General features: G+C 44.9%; 12 protein-coding genes. 5 read left to right on the forward strand and 7 right to left on the reverse strand.

The genetic code is table 11. The features are described 5' to 3' along the window. Position 1: 1 nt before the first annotated feature. From R2S67_RS02020 to R2S67_RS02040, 5 genes are all read right to left on the reverse strand, one after another. Positions 2 to 1,618 carry an endonuclease gene (locus tag R2S67_RS02020; RefSeq protein WP_317341893.1) on the reverse strand — a complete coding sequence of 539 codons (1,617 nt, stop codon included), beginning with the start codon at positions 1,616 to 1,618 and terminating at the stop codon, positions 2 to 4. Between the two features lie 335 nt (positions 1,619 to 1,953). Beyond that, the gene (locus R2S67_RS02025) at positions 1,954 to 3,567 is read right to left on the reverse strand and encodes an alpha-amylase family glycosyl hydrolase (protein ID WP_317341895.1); all 1,614 of its coding nucleotides are present in this window, start codon (positions 3,565 to 3,567) and stop codon (positions 1,954 to 1,956) included. A 120-nt stretch (positions 3,568 to 3,687) separates the two neighbouring features. Beyond that, the gene (locus R2S67_RS02030; protein WP_006740821.1) at positions 3,688 to 4,194 is read right to left on the reverse strand and encodes a hypothetical protein; all 507 of its coding nucleotides are present in this window, start codon (positions 4,192 to 4,194) and stop codon (positions 3,688 to 3,690) included. A 317-nt stretch (positions 4,195 to 4,511) separates the two neighbouring features. Next, entirely contained in the window at positions 4,512 to 5,321 is an 810-nt protein-coding gene (locus tag R2S67_RS02035; RefSeq protein ID WP_006740822.1) for a MalM family protein, read from the reverse strand. A gap of 100 nt (positions 5,322 to 5,421) precedes the next feature. Continuing rightward, positions 5,422 to 6,693: a maltoporin gene (locus R2S67_RS02040; protein WP_006740823.1), complete on the reverse strand. Its 1,272-nt coding sequence runs from the start codon at positions 6,691 to 6,693 to the stop codon at positions 5,422 to 5,424. Between the two features lie 446 nt (positions 6,694 to 7,139). On the opposite strand from R2S67_RS02040, the gene glgX reads away from it, so the two are divergent. The 4 genes from glgX (at position 7,140) to R2S67_RS02060 (ending at position 11,820) form a co-directional block, all read left to right on the forward strand. After that, entirely contained in the window at positions 7,140 to 9,110 is a 1,971-nt protein-coding gene (glgX, locus tag R2S67_RS02045) for a glycogen debranching protein GlgX (RefSeq protein ID WP_317341896.1), read from the forward strand. Positions 9,111 to 9,270: 160 nt separating this feature from the next. Beyond that, a complete protein-coding gene (locus R2S67_RS02050) occupies positions 9,271 to 9,915 on the forward strand; it encodes a recombinase family protein (RefSeq protein WP_109169267.1) in 645 nt (214 codons plus the stop codon). Next, positions 9,912 to 11,096 (forward strand): multidrug effflux MFS transporter, encoded by a 1,185-nt coding sequence (locus tag R2S67_RS02055; protein ID WP_317341897.1) that lies wholly within the window; start codon positions 9,912 to 9,914, stop codon positions 11,094 to 11,096. Before R2S67_RS02050 ends, R2S67_RS02055 begins: the two co-directional genes overlap by 4 nt. A gap of 79 nt (positions 11,097 to 11,175) precedes the next feature. After that, entirely contained in the window at positions 11,176 to 11,820 is a 645-nt protein-coding gene (locus tag R2S67_RS02060; protein WP_301566909.1) for an START domain-containing protein, read from the forward strand. Between the two features lie 16 nt (positions 11,821 to 11,836). Here R2S67_RS02060 and R2S67_RS02065 read toward each other — a convergent pair whose 3' ends face one another. Then, positions 11,837 to 12,046, reverse strand: a complete 210-nt coding sequence (locus R2S67_RS02065; protein WP_005395601.1) for a DUF3955 domain-containing protein — start codon at positions 12,044 to 12,046, stop codon at positions 11,837 to 11,839. A 505-nt stretch (positions 12,047 to 12,551) separates the two neighbouring features. Here R2S67_RS02065 and R2S67_RS02070 point away from each other — a divergent pair. Next, positions 12,552 to 14,798: a CehA/McbA family metallohydrolase gene (locus R2S67_RS02070; protein WP_317341902.1), complete on the forward strand. Its 2,247-nt coding sequence runs from the start codon at positions 12,552 to 12,554 to the stop codon at positions 14,796 to 14,798. Between the two features lie 89 nt (positions 14,799 to 14,887). Here R2S67_RS02070 and R2S67_RS02075 read toward each other — a convergent pair whose 3' ends face one another. After that, on the reverse strand, positions 14,888 to 16,642 hold the full coding sequence (locus tag R2S67_RS02075; RefSeq protein WP_208623554.1) for a hypothetical protein: 1,755 nt from the start codon (positions 16,640 to 16,642) through the stop codon (positions 14,888 to 14,890). Positions 16,643 to 16,711 lie beyond the last annotated feature (69 nt).

Raw genomic sequence — 16,711 nt, forward strand, 5'->3', positions numbered from 1 at the left:
GTTAGTTTCCCCAAATCTGTTCAATAAACTCAGGGTGATCAATGAATGGATTACGATTGCCCTGAAACTCAAACACTTGTTGATTGCGGTTTTGTTCTTTTTCACTAACGGGATCATTTTTGTGCCAACGTTTCAGCATGTTTAACATCCAAGGTTCAAAAACCGTTGAACTTGAACCATCAAGGACAGCATCCGCATTACTTGAGTTACCTTCCCAGTTACCTACAACATTTTCATAGCGGGTTGCCATGTAGAAATAGGCACGAGCAAAGTCGCCTTTGAACTCATCGATCGGCTCAAACACCGTACCGGAATAACCTAGGCTAGTACTTGCTTGACCAAGTTTAGAACCATTACTAGACACGTACGTCGCGGTGGCAACTTCACCAAATGGCCAGTTACTGCGCTTCGCATTCACATAGCCATCGGTCGCAAACAAATGGTGACCATCTGAGTTCATCGGCTCAACTTTGCCGCCAAACCAGCTTTTCGGGAACGAGTGTTCACGGTTGTAGCAATCCCCTTCTTGGCTATATTGACCACATTGGTCTGTCACTTTCGTGAAGCTGATAGCATCACTGCCCGCAGGTTTCTCTGAATACATATCGAGAATAGAGCCATCATTTTCGTAATAGCGATCAATATCAGCATCTTTTACCAAGGTCCACACCGCAGAATAACCTCGGCTAGTGTGGTTGTTGATGATGTTAAACAGCGCCGTTTTTAGAGCGTAGCCCGTCTTGCCAGACGCCGCTTGGTAGTAACCATCAACTACTGGTGGGGTCGTGGTTGAGTCACCTAACGTAAAGTCAGTGGTTTCGCTTTTCGCAAATTCAGCGCCAGAGGCAAGTGTATTATCCCCCACCTTCAACGCGTAAGACCCCGAACCATTGCCACAGCAAATGCCGTCGCCATAGCTGTCTTGAATCGTAAATTGGTAGTTACCATCGGCTAAACACATGATCTTTTCAATAGTGGTTGACGACTCATACCCCTGACCAGAGAAAAGCACTTGCGCTTGGCTATTTTTCAACTCCCAGCTAGTTTCTGAGCCATAGTTGTCCGTCGTGAGTGTAAGAACCACTTCATGATCGCTACAACTTTCTACAGGAGGTTGTGTACTTGTCTCGGTCGGTTGAAAATTATCGATGTAGACAACTTCTGAGCCGTCAAAACCGGCCTCATCATAAAAACGCAACCCGACATTGATGGTCTTGTTCGAACTCGCAGTATAGTTATGCGCCAGCTCTTGCCACTGGTTTACCTGCTGCGGATCTGAGTAATTGTGATAACCATCAACCACCAGACGTGCTTTTACATTTCCTTCGGTGTGATAAACCGAGACAGAAAACGGATAGGTTTTCCCTTGCTCCACATTAATGGTTTGCAAAAGGTCAGTGTTGCTTTGGGTACCTGTATTCACGACGACTTGAGCAGCCAGGCCGCCCGATTTGATTTGTTCGCTGCTTGGCGACACCGCGATGCCAGCGTCAATCACTGACCACTGCGTAGGCGCACTGCCATTCCACTGTTCAAAGTCACCATTGAGAATTTGGCTATATGCAAGCGGAGAGCTAATAACAGCAAGAAGACAGAGGGGTTTCGTTATGGATTTCATTATACTTTTCCATTAGTTATGTAAATCCCAAACACGATAAACATATTAGTAAGGCATAAGTAATCCTTCGGTCACACTTTTACGTTGCACAAGTGTTAATTTACTTTTTAATGTGCAGCTTATCTCACAAATATCTACCGGCTGAAAACAAACGCCAATGCAAAAAGCGAAGCAACTTGTTGGCTACATCGTCGTAAAACCATTAAGGGAAAAGTAAAACGGACGGAAAAAAGCCAAGTGTGCGCCTATGGGGGTCAGCAACAACACTTGGCTTGTGTATGAGAAAAGCTTCTGGTCAGCTCAACCGATGAGCGGCAATGCTAGATAATTCTTCCCTAGGGAGTTACCGCAAAGAATCGCCCTTGTAATGGCGACATCGGAAGTTGATATTGACCATTGCTCGGAGCTATTTTTTCATTCGTGAGCAAATCCACCAACTCACCTGTGCCAACACTCTCCTGAGTAAGAATGACAGTTCTCGGGTTCTCTAAGGTATTTAGCGCAAACAAGACTTTGTCTGTACCAGCTTGTTTCAAGTCCACATAACTGCCGTTACTCGCAACTAAATTCGTGCGTGACCCCTGATACAATGCTGGGTGCGCACTGCGCATCGTCATCAGCGATTTCACGTAAGCTTTGAGATCGGCTTGGTTTGCGTCAAGTGTCGCCGTCACGCCTTCAATTTTTGCACTGCTGCGCGCAACGTGATCATCGCACAAACCTTGAATGGCGCAGGTGTTGTTGTCTTCTTTTGCGGCAAAACCATCCACTTGATCCCCGATTTCATCGCCGTAGTACAGCGTGATTGGCCCAGTGTAGGCAGCTTGGAAGGCAAACGCAGCTTTATGGCGTAACCAATATTCTGCATCATTCACATCCGCCAAGTTTCCGCGTTGCAACAAGTCACCAAAGCGCACTAAATCATGGTTGCCGATCATCAAATTCGGTTGCGCATGCGTTGGATATTGGTTGTGTGTGCTGTAGCCGTTGTCTAGCCAATCCACACCGCGACCACCCACGCCGCTCTCATTCACGGCCAAAGTTTCTACGATGCGATAGCGCATCGGGAAGTCAAATGCAGAGCACAATGCTGGATCGCTGTTCGATCCATACGCCTCATTCTCGATCTCAGACTCCCCTTTCCAAATCTCTGCCACCATGTAACCCAACGGATTCACTTGTTCGCCTTTGCTATTGGTGTACGTGACACCTTGCGAGGCTTCATCGACAGCTTTACGAAGTTGTGTCCAAGCGTCTGTCGGAACTTGATAGGCTTGATCTAAACGCCAGCCGTCAATCTTGAGTTCTTTGATCCAATACGTTGCTACCTCTTTGTAGAAGTCGAGACTGGCCGGGTAATCAACGGGGTTACTCGATCCCGTTGGCAACAAGCCGGAGGGAGATGGTTTGATCAAACCATCTTTGTGATGACCAAATACGCCATCAAAAAACACGTATAAACCGCGCTTGTGTGCTTCTTCGACTAGAGTTTTCGCGGTCGCTAAATCACCAAATTTTGGGTCGATCTTAAAGTAATCTGTCGCAAAATAGCCCGTGGCGTCCAAACGATCGGCCCAGTGATCTTGTCCTGCTATCGCTTCAGACTCAAAAATCGGCGTCAACCAAATCGCGTTCATCCCTAAATCTTGGATGTAATCAAGTGAATCAATCACCCCTTGCAAATCGCCATTATGATGACTGGTGCCATAGCCCGTACCGTGACCAATGCTCGCATCGCCATCCACAAAACTCTCGACCATGATTTGATAAGTACGAAGTTGGTTACTTTGCGCCATGACATTGGCTTGGCAAGCATAACTGGTATCCGGTTGCGGAGTGCTGCTATTAGTATCGCCACCACCAGAAGAATTACACGCAGATAAAGCACCAATCATACTTAATGCAAGCAGCGATCGATACAGGCGATGGTTACGTCGAACGTTACGCATTTTACTCTCCCTAACTTACTCAAATTAAGTAAAAACATTTGAGTAATAAAATAAACCCCAACATGCTTCCCATGTAGGGGTTTATAAATAAAAACAGATTTTAAATAACTGAATGGAATATTACTGACACTTATTTACCATAACATGAAGCGGCTTGCCTTTTCCTTCAAACTGAAGGCTCCAGACATATTTCCCGTCTTCTTTAATATCAACTGAAGTATCTGTACCGTAACCACCAAATGTTAATGGTGTTAATTCACCAACGTTCATTCGATTGCCTTTTGCGGTAAATTGTGGGAACCACAATTCTGTCGCATACTGCATTTTGTAGGAGCCTACTTTTTCTTGAACCACAGCTTGGTAGAAGTTATTTCCTTTGTAGGTGTATTGACGTTGAGGCACGTGTTTCCAGTCGGAATCCGCAAACGTACCCACCACAAACAGTGGTTTAGAAATTGGTCCTTTCGCCGTGCTATCTGGGTTGTCACACGCTTTCATGAAAGCAACCACTTCGTCTTGAGACATATTCACAACTGGCTCTGCGGCCGCTTCTGGTTCTGCAGTCGATTGACAACCCACTAAGGCAACAAGTAGGGCAGCAGCAAGAGAGGTCTTCATCATGTTCATTTCACGTAATTCCTTTTTAGTATATCCAAAGCAAAATAAACTCAACGTTTAAAAGAAATATTAATCGTTATTAAAATGGAAATATCAAACGCTAAATAAATATCGTCGGATTGCGAATTTAAATTACTTCGAGAAGTTTATTTATTTCCTAAATACAAAAAATAAGTTAGGAACTGTCAATAATTATTGATCTAACCAATATAAAAAACAAAACAATAAAAATAAATATGTGAATAAGATAACTCTATGTAGGGGTATTTTTATTGGTTTATATTCTATGAAAAAAGGCCAGCATTTTGCTGGCCTTTTATATTCAATTATTTTTTATTTACGGCTTTCACAAACACTTGTTGCGCACCTTCAATACCCAGCTCTTTTGCTTCATCGAGCAAGGTGAGTGCTTTCGGAATATCGTTCGCTGCGACTGCCGCTTCAATTGAGCTGTGGTAGTAGCTAGTGAGATCTGTACCTTGAGGAATGTTGTCGTTTTTCGCAACAATCTTGGTATTCACGATATCATTTGCGGATACCGACAAACGGAACTGACCCAGTGGGCTGTGATTCGCTAAAGGGTCTGCAATATCTGGCGGCTGAGTGTGGCGCGCCATGGCGAAGGCTTTTGCAGGATGCAGAACTTGCGTACTGCCTTTTAGATCAGCGGAAGTCGTGTACACCAATACATGCAGATCGTTACCTGTCATGTCTGGAATCACATTGAGATCAAGTACGAATTTATCATTGTCCAACAGTTTTGCTGGTTCGTACTTAAACTTTGAGAAATCTGCTTGGTAAATGGTTTCTCCTGCCGAGTTCATCACTGCGACATTAGGAGCATAAAATTGAAGTTCTTTACTTACGAATGTCTCTAATTTGATATCGAGACTGCCACGGTTGCCCGGAAGAGCAAACGCTGCAATAGCGCCAGCACTGTTACCATCCAACAGCATTTGGCTTTTATCAGTCAAAGCGAATTCAGTAACCACAGGTACATCAACCGTTACCCATTGAATATCACCCGATTGAGTGATCACTTGTTGCTGACCTTTTGGACTCATCTCTACTTGTTCTACGGACGCACAACCAGTAGCCAACATGCCCAGCAGTACGGGAGCAAGCCATTTTTTCATTACTGTCTACCTCGACTCTTTATTGTTTTTTAAATAAATACAGCCAGATAAGTTCTGGCTGTATCATTCTAGGACAATTTAGGACTTAGTGGTTAGATGATTACCACCAAGCTTCAGCTTGTACACCGAATTGGAACGTATCGTCTGAACGACCGTTGTCAAATGTGTTAGAGTTGTCTTCTTTGTCAGCCGTTAGGTAAGAAGCGTAAACACGGATTTCAGGACGAGCCCAGAAGCTAGAACCAGCAGACCATGCTTGAGCAACAGTTAGCTTACCGTATTTGTTTTCGTCGCCGTCGTTATCATCGATAGCGTAACCAGCTTCGAAGATAGTTTTGTGGTTGTCATCCCATTTGTACATTGGACGAACTACAACAGACATTGTTTCCCACTTGTCTTGGCCAGCCCACATGTCTTCACCAACACCGTAAACTAACTGGTGACCCATTTCCCAGCTGTCACCCATGCCGATTACACCCCAGTTGATTAGGCGGTAACCAGATGCACCGTTATCAGCTTCTGCACCGTACCAGCTACCGTCGCCGTAGAATGCCATTGTTTTTGAGTAGCCTTCAGTACCGTACTGAAGTACTGTTTTGTTGAAACCAGCGTCTAGACCTTGAGTCAATTCTGCTGTGAACATTACGCCGTTTTTCGCATCTTTAGTGCCGTTTGGCGCAGCGTCAGTTTCGTTAAGGATTGCGTAGTTCAAGCCCATTTCTAGAGAACCGTTGTCCCATAGAGGAAGACCTGCATAACGTACGTCTAGAGTGTTAACGTTTGTATCGCCGCCATCGTTACCTGGATCTGCGATATCGCCACGGTCGTTACGAACCCAAGCGAAAGAAACTTTACCTGGACCAGCTTCGATACCTTCAACACCAGCGCCCGCGCCAGAGATGTTCCAGTAGTAGAAGTCAGAGATATGAATGTCGTGACGTTGGTAGTAGCGCTTACCAGCCCAAAGTGTTGCTTCTGGAGCAAAGTTTAGTAGGCCTTTAGCTTGAACGTTGAATTGACGTAGTGCGAATTGTGCATCGTCAACACATTTCACTTCGCCGTTATCCAAACCACAGTTAGCAGAAGTGCTTTCCCAGTCGTTTGAACCATTAGAAGTCATTGCAACCATAGAGTCTACGTAGAACGTTTTGCCGTTGTTGTTGTAAACTTCTTTACCTAGTTGAATCTCGCCGTAGATATCGCTTTCATTACCTAGACGACCGATCTTGTTCTTTTCGAATGTTAATTGTTGACCACCGTCAGCGTTCACGCCAACGCCAGCACGCATGTAACCGTGGAAATCCACTGCGAACGCAGAACCAGCAGCTAAAGTTGCAGCCACAGCAGCAGCAATTGCACTTACTTTTTTCATTCTTAACTCCATTAAGGGTATTTATAATTCTGTCTTCCCTGCTCACTCTTTTAGGTGAATATAGGCAGTAAAAACACACCTAAAGAAAGAGAGGTAAGATGGGAACGAATCCCCGTTTGTTTCAACAGTTATGAGATTACCCGAGGCGTACAAGGATGACTTCCTCCGCCCCAAACTAATTTAGGGGGGATGAGAAGGGAGTAGAAAATTTACCGAATGGTGTTTTTTCGAGTCAGATCACCAATCTAGGGAGGAATTAGTAAGTTTATTCGGTTTTGAGCCGCTACAAAGTGATAGCCATTTCATATTTTTGACTCTAAGCCGTCACATAAAGTAATTAAATTACATGAATATTTTTATATTTAGGGTGGTTGACCTTAGTAAGACAAAGTTTTTAACTTATAGTTTCCTAAAGGTAGCAATAAATATTAAATAAAGTATCTCCGATGACACGACTTCTCTCTCGCCCTTACCCCTTGGGTGCAACTGTAAATAAAGAAGGTTGTAACTTCTCTATTCACGCACCAGGGAATAAAGACATAAAACTCGCCCTGTTTGCAGACGATGGCAGTTACGCGCTTCATGATTTACCGAATGAATACGCTGGCATACGTCATACTTTTATTCCGGATATTAAGCCGGGGCAAAAATACGGTTACCTTGTCTCCCACAAGGAAGAGCCACTATTAATTTCTGACCCTTACGCAAAGTCAATTGATAAAGCCCTCCACTACCACCCTCCCTACTCTCCAGCCAAAAGTTTCGATATGCCGAAGTGCATCGTTATCGAAGATAATTTTGACTGGCAAGATACGGATCATCCGCGTATACCCAGAGAAGAGATGGTGTTGTTTGAGACACACGTCAAAGGGCTTACCCAACTTCACCCAGAAGTTGAGGACAAGCTGAAGGGGCGCTATTTAGGTCTTGCATCACCTAAAATGCTGGCCTTTTATGAACAGCAAAACATCAACACGCTGCAATTGCTACCTGTCGCAGCGTGTATGCATGAGCCTCACCTACTAGAGATGGAAAAGGTCAATTATTGGGGGTACAACCCTTATCTCTTTATGGTACCCGATCCGCGCTACGCAGAAAAAGACGCCGTCACAGAGCTCAAAACAACGATTCGAGAACTGCACAAAAACGGCATCGAAGTGATTCTCGACGTAGTTTACAACCACACCGCAGAGGGGGGGGAAGGGCCTACAATTTTCAACCTGAAAGCGCTCGATTCCCGTTTTTACATCAAACATGGCAACCACTTCGCAAATTACACTGGTTGTGGCAACACGGTCGATCTCACCTATCAACCCGCTTTAAATCTTGTAATGGATACATTGCGCTACTGGGTTAGCGAATTTAAAGTCGATGGTTTTCGTTTCGACTTAGCCGCAACGTTAGGTCGACAGGGCGATGATTACAATCCTGAAGCAGCTTTCTTTAAAGCCGTTGCGCAAGACCCAATTTTGCGTGAAACTAAATTGATTGCCGAACCTTGGGATATTGGTCCAAATGGCTACCAAGTGGGTAACTTTCCATTTGGTTGGAACGAATGTAATGACAAACTGCGTGATATTTCCCGCAGTTTTTGGCGCGGTGATCAAGGCTATTTAAAAGAGTTTGCCACTCGATTAATGGGCTCTCGTGATATTTATAGTGCAGCGAACTGGCCATACAAACTCACGGTGAATTACATCACGTATCACGATGGCTTCACACTGCAAGATTTAGTGTCTTACAAGCACAAACACAATGAAGCTAATGGCGAAGAAAATCGCGACGGCCACGGTGACAATCGCTCAGAAAACTACGGTGTTGAAGGCGAGACCGAAAATCTGATGATCATCGCCACGCGTGAGAAGCAAAAACGCAACCTTATTGCTAGCTTGCTGTTTGCCTTCGGTATCCCACACATTCTCACTGCTGACGTGCTGTCTCACACCCAAGGCGGTAACAATAATGCCTATTGCCAAGATAACGAAACCAGTTGGCTGAACTGGGAAGAGACAGAACGTAAGCAACATTTCAAAGCATGGATGTCACAAATGGTCGCCAACCGAAATCAATACATGGTGCCATTTATCCGAGCTTTCAGTGGCGAAAACCGCAATAACAACCGCATTTTCTGGCGCCGAACAGACGGTCGCTTAATGGAGCATGATGATTGGAACCGTTTAAGCTCTGTCGCACTTCACCTTGGCATCGGTAAAGAAGGACAAGAGCTGGTCTATCTCATCAACCAAACTAACGCTACAGCGCGCTTTAAGCTCCCTAATGAGCGAAAGCAAGAATGGGTAACGATCTGCGACACAAACGTACGTAACCTTAACCCAGGGCATGCTGAAGGCGAGGTTTTGCTATCACCTACTTCGATGGTGATTTTGCATTACCAGCCGAAATTGGAGCAATCATAGAGCAATAGCCCTGAAAGCTTATATACACGACTTTAATAGTAAAAGACCCGAAGTCCGTTAACGACTTCGGGTCCATTTAGTGTTGTAAGCATTAATGAACCTCTGTATATTTATGAGCCATTACAGTATATGAACCAAATTAAAAAGGCGTATAGTCCATATGGCTACTTATCTTTACACACGTTACTCGCCAAAGAATCGAGCTTATCAAGAGCACCTCGGTGTCCTAAAAGCGTTCGTGCCTGACGCCCAACATTTTGAGGATAAGGTTCGCGGTTGCATGCCTCCAGCAGAACGAGAAGCTTTCCAACAGCTACTCAATATCGTCAAAGCAGGTGATACGATTGTGCTCTGGTGGCTAACGGCATTTGGTCGAGATTTTAGTCAGGCGTTAAATACAATAAAAGTATTACTAGCAAAAGGGGTCACACTGAAAACCGTTTGTGAACCACTCACATTTGAACCGGATTCTGTTCAAACTCAAACGCTACTCACCGTGTTATCTGGATATGGAAAAGTGCAGACTGAACATCGCCTGTTTGCCGCAGAGCAAGGACGGCAAGCCATTAAAGATCAACCAGATTTGTGGAAACAGAAATTTCGCGGACGCCCAGCAGACAAAACTAAACACCAACAGATCGCAACGTTGCTGTTAGAAGGCTATACGTTGAAGAGTGTTTCGGAGCAGTGTGATGTCAGCCTATCTACCGTAAAACGCGTCAAATCTAAGTTAAATGAAGTTGATGATGAAGGCTGCCTCAGAACACGAAAGCAAAGAGGTTATTCTGATGGTGATCCATCATGAGTCGCCCAATCAACTTTCGCACTATCTTACTCGCCTGTCTTATTATCAGTGTTGGCCAATTGAGCATGGGGCTTGTTATGCCCTCTTTGCCATGGATCGCAAAAGACTTTTCTATCTCCCTCGATCAAGCCCAACTGCTCGTGAGTATTTACTTACTCGGCTTTGGTCCCTCTCAGTTCATTTACGGTCCGTTATCGGATGCTTTGGGTCGAAAAAAAGTGCTGCTGACGGGCTTGCTCATCGCGATGTCTGGTCTATTAATGATCATTTTCCTCAGTGACACCTTCACAGGCATGGTGATGGGGCGTTTTCTACAAGGCTTAGGAACTGGGTGCTGCGCGGTACTCGCGAGAGCATCGACTCGGGATAGATTTAGCGGTGATGAGCTCCCTGTTGCCATGTCTTATATCGCTATGGCAGCTTCGATCACGCCACTCATTGCGCCTGTGATTGGCGGCTTTATCAACTTCCACTTTGGTTGGAGTATGGTGTTCATTTCACTGCTAGGTTATGTCTCACTCGCTTGGGTAATCATCGCCTTTAAGTTTACAGAAACCATAGCAAAACGATCTGTTATTCCGTCACCACGCAACATGCTTTTCCAGTATCGAGACTTGGTGACGTCACGTTACTTTATGAGTTTTGCCAGCATCAGTTGGTTAAACTTCAGCCTGATGATAACGACCGTGTCCGTGATGCCATTTATCATGCAAGACCAAATTGGCATGACATCCGATCAATACGCAATGTGGGCACTCATTCCCGCTTTAGGTATGTTAGGCGGCACCACGATTTGTAACCGAGTAAGGCCAATTATCGGCAACAAAAGAATGCTACTTTGTAGTCCATTCTTGCATCTCAGTGCTGCAATATGGTTGTTCTTCTGCCCGGTAGAACCGCTGTATTTAATGTTGGGGCAACTATTAATGATCTTAGGTAACGGCATTGCCCTACCTTGCGCGCAAGCCATGGTAATGCAACCCTACAAAAAGCAGGCTGGTGCTGCAGCAGCCATGTCTGGAGGTGGACAAATGATCGTATCCTCATTGGTCAGCTTAACATTGGTACAGCTTGGTTTAAGCCAAGCCTGGCATCTATCAATCGTTATTGTGGTGTTTGCAGCAATAACGCTCACCAATATTCAACGAGGTTTTGGAGCAGATCAACCTTCAGAACAGTAACGAAAAGACTGACTATTGTCCTTATAATTAAGAACACATCGTATAAGCTTTAACTAAGGATAAGTTGGCGGGTACTAACATGATGTTGCATTTACGAATTGGCGCGCTACTACTCGCCACTTTTATATCCGCTGGCACCGCCGCGAAAGCCAACGAGTACTGGCAATTTGATAGTGACGATAACGGAATCACTATCTACTCTCGAGAGCATACCGGCGGTTTAGTTGAGATTCGTGCTCGGATGTTCACACCCACCAGCTATGGCGCATTTTTAACGCTATTGGAAGATAGTGACAACATCCCGAACTGGATTGACAATGCCAGTCATAGCCGGGTTTTAAATCAAATATCAGCCACCGAAAACATCGTTTATACCCAATTTACGGCGCCATGGCCTGCAAAAAATCGTGATATGCTCACCTACTCTGAATATTGGGTCGATGAGCTTGGGTTCACGATAAAAATCAAAAGCGCACCAGACTCATATCTTGCTGAACAAAAGGGCTATGTTCGCATTCGTTCGGTTGCTGCAACTTGGGAATTACAAAAGCTCACTAATGGCACGACACTCATTGACTACAAAGCGTTTGCTGACCCCGGAGGCCTTTTGCCAATCTGGCTAATCAACAAACTATCAAAACAAAGTGCACGAGCAACATTTAGTAACCTAAGGAAAGAGTTACCAAAATATCAGCAATACTCCCATCCTCAGATAAAGGAGTAAACTTCACGTTTGCTCTTTAATTACGATTACGGTGTTTGAAAAAAGTGCCCACAAAAGAGGCGAAGGCTAACCCTAAAAAGAGCCAAAACAAAGGGATAAACCCAAATGACTCTACTAATAAGCCATTTTCATCTACGTAAGAGCCCTGAGCGTGGTACGCAATTAAACATGTCACACCGCTCAAAAATAAAACTACGCTCAGTTTATATTTACGAATAAACCCCATCTAAACCTCAAGCAATCAATTGATATGTTTTCGACATATTGCCACCGTATATAGTTCACTCAAAAAACATAGTGTCTCTATGTTTGCTCTAATCTTTATTAAAGGCCTTTTAGTCAGAGATAAGATAAAAAACCAAACATAAAGAATAAAAAGTCAAATTTAACTCAAAATATTATATGCGTTCTCAGAACTATCTTGACCTTTTTTCTCACATATACAGTGTAATTGTTATCATTTTGTTTGCTCAATGCTGCCAAAAATCGTTCACATCTCTCCCAAAATAATTAGTGTTCTAAATATTTTTATTACTCTATACAAAAACGAATCAAACAACAAAAGACCTTTAAAATCAAAACTTAAGATTCAGAAATCAATTGTAAAACAATAATAGCAACGAGTTGACCTCTTCATTTCTTTCGCTTTTTTAATTGAACGTCTAATCAAGTTAACGCACAATGCCATCGACAACTCACATAATAAATCATGAAAAAAAGGAAGTGTCTTCATGCATAATTTTTCAAAAAGTGCAGTGGCAACTTTAATCTCTGGCCTTTTGCTTGGAACTTCAGCGAATGCGGGAGTGAGTATCACACAAGGAAAGACCACGATCCCCGATGGCGAAGCTACACACGCTCAAGACATTACCGTTCAAAACGAACATGTCGCCTTCGCTCTCGCTGTTGAATCAGCACCACCATGGGGCGTACCGCGAGGAACATTGGTCGATTTGGCAGCAGTAAAGAATGGCAAAGTAGACCTTGATCGTGTTGCCTTTGCTGACTTCATTCCTAACAGCTGGTCCGCATGGCCGAATGATCGCAAATCCATTGAAATTATCGAAGACAGCGACAATAAAGCGGTCATTAAAGTGAGCCGCAACTTCGATAACGTTGATATCACAACATGGTATACACTCGCTTCTGGATCTGACTCAATTGCGCTTAAAACGGTCATGACCAACCAAGGTAAAAAAGATCTCGCGTTAGAATCAGGGCACACCATTTGGCCAGACACTGGCTACCAATTTGCCGTGCCGGGATTGGAAGGGAAAGAAGAATCCATGGCCGACAATGCCCTCGCCGATCGCATGGTCGCTTATGATCGAGACTGGGCCTTTGCACTTCATGCTCCTTATTTTGATCGCGTCAAATACAATGGTCGTGACATGTACCTAGGGCATACCTTGAAAGCAGGTGAAAGCCGCACTTTCCAATCCCGATTACAAGTGGTTCCAAATGGAGACATGGCCCCCATTGTCAAGGCAGAAGCTGACCGACTAGGACAAGCGACAGGCACCATCAACGGCCAATTACGCGCAGATAATGGTCATGTTCCTGAAGATGCTATCGTGATGATCGAAAAAGAAGGACAACCCTATGCCTGGACATTGGCCAAAGATGGCCAGTACAGCATGGCGCTGCCTGAGGGTGAGTACCAAATCTACGGCACAGCGACTGGTCACGCAAACAGCAAGCTGCAATCGATTAAAGTGGCGAGAAATAGCGAGCAAACACTCGATTTTACGTCTCTAAAACGCCCAGCAACTCTCTCACTTCAAGTTGAAGAGGCAACATCAGGTCTGGCCAAAGATGCGAGAATCACCATCCTTGAAGGTCAAGCGCCACCGGTTGAATTTTTGGGTAAACGCACCTTCTTTACCGATCTGCTGCCTGCAGGTCATGCTGAGCTAAAACTGGCACCCGGTCAATACAAATTAGGTATCAACTCTGGTGGAGGCTTTACAGCTAAAACCCAAACATTAGACGTAACCCTAACGTCCGGTAAAACGATGAAGCAACGAGTAGAAGTGCCTCAAGTGACGTTTCCTAACCGTCAGCATTGGTATGGCGCAGATTTACACCATCATGGCAACGTGTTGGAAGGCGTTACTCCGCCAGAAATTGTTGTGCGTGCTCAATTGGCAACGGATCTTGATCTGACTTTCATTAGCGATCATGACTCAACCATTAACCACCAGAAGTTTGCAGAACTATCTGCGAAACGTGGCGTGCCTTTCATCCCGTCGATCGAAGTTTCGCCATCATGGGGACATATGAACCCATTTCCTATCGATAATGGCGCCGAGCTAACGGTCGATCCTGGCACCGCTGACGTTCACACGTTACTTGACGCCGTACATGAGATGGGGGCTGAAGTCGTACCGATGAACCATCCATACAACGATTATGGCTACTTTACGAATATCGCTAAAAATGCAGTCCCTGGTGGAAAAACGGATCGCTTCGACCTTATGGAGCTTAATGCGCGCGTAGACAATGAACCAACGTTGAAGAAAGCACATAAACTCTGGGACCTGGGTGAAGCAATGTACTTTACGGCGGGAACCGACACCCACGATGCGTGGAACCAACTCACGGGGCAGATTCGAATGATGGCAAGAGTCGATGGAGAGCTAACGCCGTCGAAGTTTGCGCAAGCACTTAAAGCCGGCCATGGCTACGCAACACAAGGCCCTATTCTTTATCCGCAAAACATTATGTTTGGTGAAACAGCAACAGCTGGCGATACGTGGGATATCCACGTCGTTGCAGCCGATGGTCTAAAAGAAATTCGATTGATCGGTAAAGGCGGCAACGTGCTGAATACCCTGACGATTAACCCGAAAGTTGATACTCAACGCATAGAGTTGTCGCTACCTATACCTAGCGGCGCAGAGGGATGGATAAGTTTAGAAGTCGAAGATAAAGACGGCAGCACAGCCTGGAGTAACCCTGTTTGGTTGCAGTCATAATCTTGATGAATGTCCGACTCGATGGTAAACAAATCTGAGTTCGACGATGAAATAAAGGCGGCACTGGCCGCCTTTTTCTACTCGATGTTTTACTGCTGTGCAACCGTCACGGGTTTGGTCGCACCACGGTAATCAAACTCAAAACCAATACCTTGATCTGTTACATCCATCGTCATCCCACCAACAAGCTCACCTTGTAAGCTTTTCATAACATCATCAGGTAACGGCTCACCAGTCACGGCTGACGCACTTTCCAACACTTCCAAAATGCGTTCTGAATCGAAGTCAAAACTGAACAAGCCATTTGGAGAAAGTGGTTGTGCCATCACTTCTTTGCTCGCGTCTTCGGCATTCTCACCACTGTAGAGCGTAAAATGGTTTTCGTTTAAGCGAGCAAACACATCCATCTTCAAGCCTGTATGCATTTCTAGCAGGTCACTGACATTAACAGGCTGGTTATCCGGCTGAATTTGTAATTGAGCAAGTTCAGGGACAAACATTTGCGCGGTTTGAATCAGCATCATTGGATCATTGGCAGATAGAGATAACATACCATCTAGCTGGCTAAATACTTCACCGTGCTGAGCATTAGTGTCAACGTGGATATCAAACATTTGCAGGCTTAATCCTTTCAGGCCGTTAACCATGCCGGAGCCCATGCTCACAGCTGCGGCTGGGTTTTGGCCACCCATCTCTTGCTGCATTTGTGTCAATAAAGAACATTGGTACTGAGGCTGAGTCAAGTCGCTCCAAATCTGACCAATCGATGGCGCTAGCGTATTAATGTCTAAACCAAGCGCCATGCTAAAGAAGCTCTTATCATTGTTCGATTCTGCCAAAACGCCACGAATCGACTTAAGCGCATCTAGAATCACTTTATTTTTCGATTCAACAACAAAAGCACCTTTAATGAATGCCTGCTCGCCTTTCAACTTGTATTCCGCAAATGCGACGGATTGAGGCCAGTTTTCTGCAACTTGAGTAAGTTCTGTATGACAAGCTGGTGAGCGCATCTCCTGAATAGTCGGCTCAGGATCAATGGCATCCAGCATGCTGACTTGACGCGCAAAGATATTGCCATCTTTCGTCGTCAAACCTTTAACCAATTCACGGTGGTCAAAGTAACCGAAAGAGTTATTGTTTTCGCCGTATTTAGCCTGCAACGCCGCTAGGCGTCCACTCTCCGCAATGTTTTGACTTGGTGACTCAAGTCCCAATGCCATTTTAAGCGGGTTTTGAACACCCAGTTGCGGAATATCAACCGTTAACGTAAGTACGTTGTCAACCACGGCAACAACCAAGCCAATGCCATCTTGCGGGTCAACCGAATCTGTCATCTCGTAACGACGAAACTCCACTTCACCAAGTTTAACCAGCTCGTGCTTAGCACCGCTCATCTGCTCTTCGTGATCCAATGTTTTCCATAACGCGGCAGGGTCTTCAATCTTCAATTTGTACACTGGTACCATACCGATTGTGTACAACACAGGATTAATGTTTTCTCCGGTACCTAAGTAGGCTTTTAACGTTTCTGGCGATGCAGCGCTCTCCAGATATCCATCAAACAAGTTAACGGCAAACTGTTGCTGTGGAGAAAGTGGTTCATCGGCAAAAAGTTCAGCAATCGAGCCTTGGTTAGCCGTGCCAAATGCATTCATGTATTTATAATGATTAAAAGGTTCCGTCTGATACGTCACCATGAGCGAATCCGCAGGAACTTGCGAAAGTAGTGATACTGAATCACTCGAGGTAGTATTGTTTTGGTACAGGTAGCCAGCGCCCCCTGCAGCTGCGACCACTGCTGTAGCCAATAGTAGTTTTTTCACGACCAACTCCGTTGTCATAGTTATGTGTTCCTAAGCGAAATATCACGCTTAGGTTTAAAGCCTTTGAATAGCACTTTTATATCGACC

This window comes from Vibrio sp. T13N (assembly GCF_032970445.1).
Taxonomy (GTDB): Bacteria; Pseudomonadota; Gammaproteobacteria; order Enterobacterales; family Vibrionaceae; genus Vibrio; species Vibrio diabolicus.

What these genes read in the sequence shown, in the direction of transcription:
- R2S67_RS02020 (WP_317341893.1), bottom strand. Translation starts at nt 1,618, where the DNA reads ATGAAATCCATAACGAAACCCCTCTGTCTTCTTGCTGTTATTAGCTCT.
- R2S67_RS02025 (WP_317341895.1), bottom strand. Translation starts at nt 3,567, where the DNA reads ATGCGTAACGTTCGACGTAACCATCGCCTGTATCGATCGCTGCTTGCA.
- R2S67_RS02030 (WP_006740821.1), bottom strand. Translation starts at nt 4,194, where the DNA reads ATGAACATGATGAAGACCTCTCTTGCTGCTGCCCTACTTGTTGCCTTA.
- R2S67_RS02035 (WP_006740822.1), bottom strand. Translation starts at nt 5,321, where the DNA reads ATGAAAAAATGGCTTGCTCCCGTACTGCTGGGCATGTTGGCTACTGGT.
- R2S67_RS02040 (WP_006740823.1), bottom strand. Translation starts at nt 6,693, where the DNA reads ATGAAAAAAGTAAGTGCAATTGCTGCTGCTGTGGCTGCAACTTTAGCT.
- glgX (WP_317341896.1), top strand. Translation starts at nt 7,140, where the DNA reads ATGACACGACTTCTCTCTCGCCCTTACCCCTTGGGTGCAACTGTAAAT.
- R2S67_RS02050 (WP_109169267.1), top strand. Translation starts at nt 9,271, where the DNA reads ATGGCTACTTATCTTTACACACGTTACTCGCCAAAGAATCGAGCTTAT.
- R2S67_RS02055 (WP_317341897.1), top strand. Translation starts at nt 9,912, where the DNA reads ATGAGTCGCCCAATCAACTTTCGCACTATCTTACTCGCCTGTCTTATT.
- R2S67_RS02060 (WP_301566909.1), top strand. Translation starts at nt 11,176, where the DNA reads ATGATGTTGCATTTACGAATTGGCGCGCTACTACTCGCCACTTTTATA.
- R2S67_RS02065 (WP_005395601.1), bottom strand. Translation starts at nt 12,046, where the DNA reads ATGGGGTTTATTCGTAAATATAAACTGAGCGTAGTTTTATTTTTGAGC.
- R2S67_RS02070 (WP_317341902.1), top strand. Translation starts at nt 12,552, where the DNA reads ATGCATAATTTTTCAAAAAGTGCAGTGGCAACTTTAATCTCTGGCCTT.
- R2S67_RS02075 (WP_208623554.1), bottom strand. Translation starts at nt 16,642, where the DNA reads ATGACAACGGAGTTGGTCGTGAAAAAACTACTATTGGCTACAGCAGTG.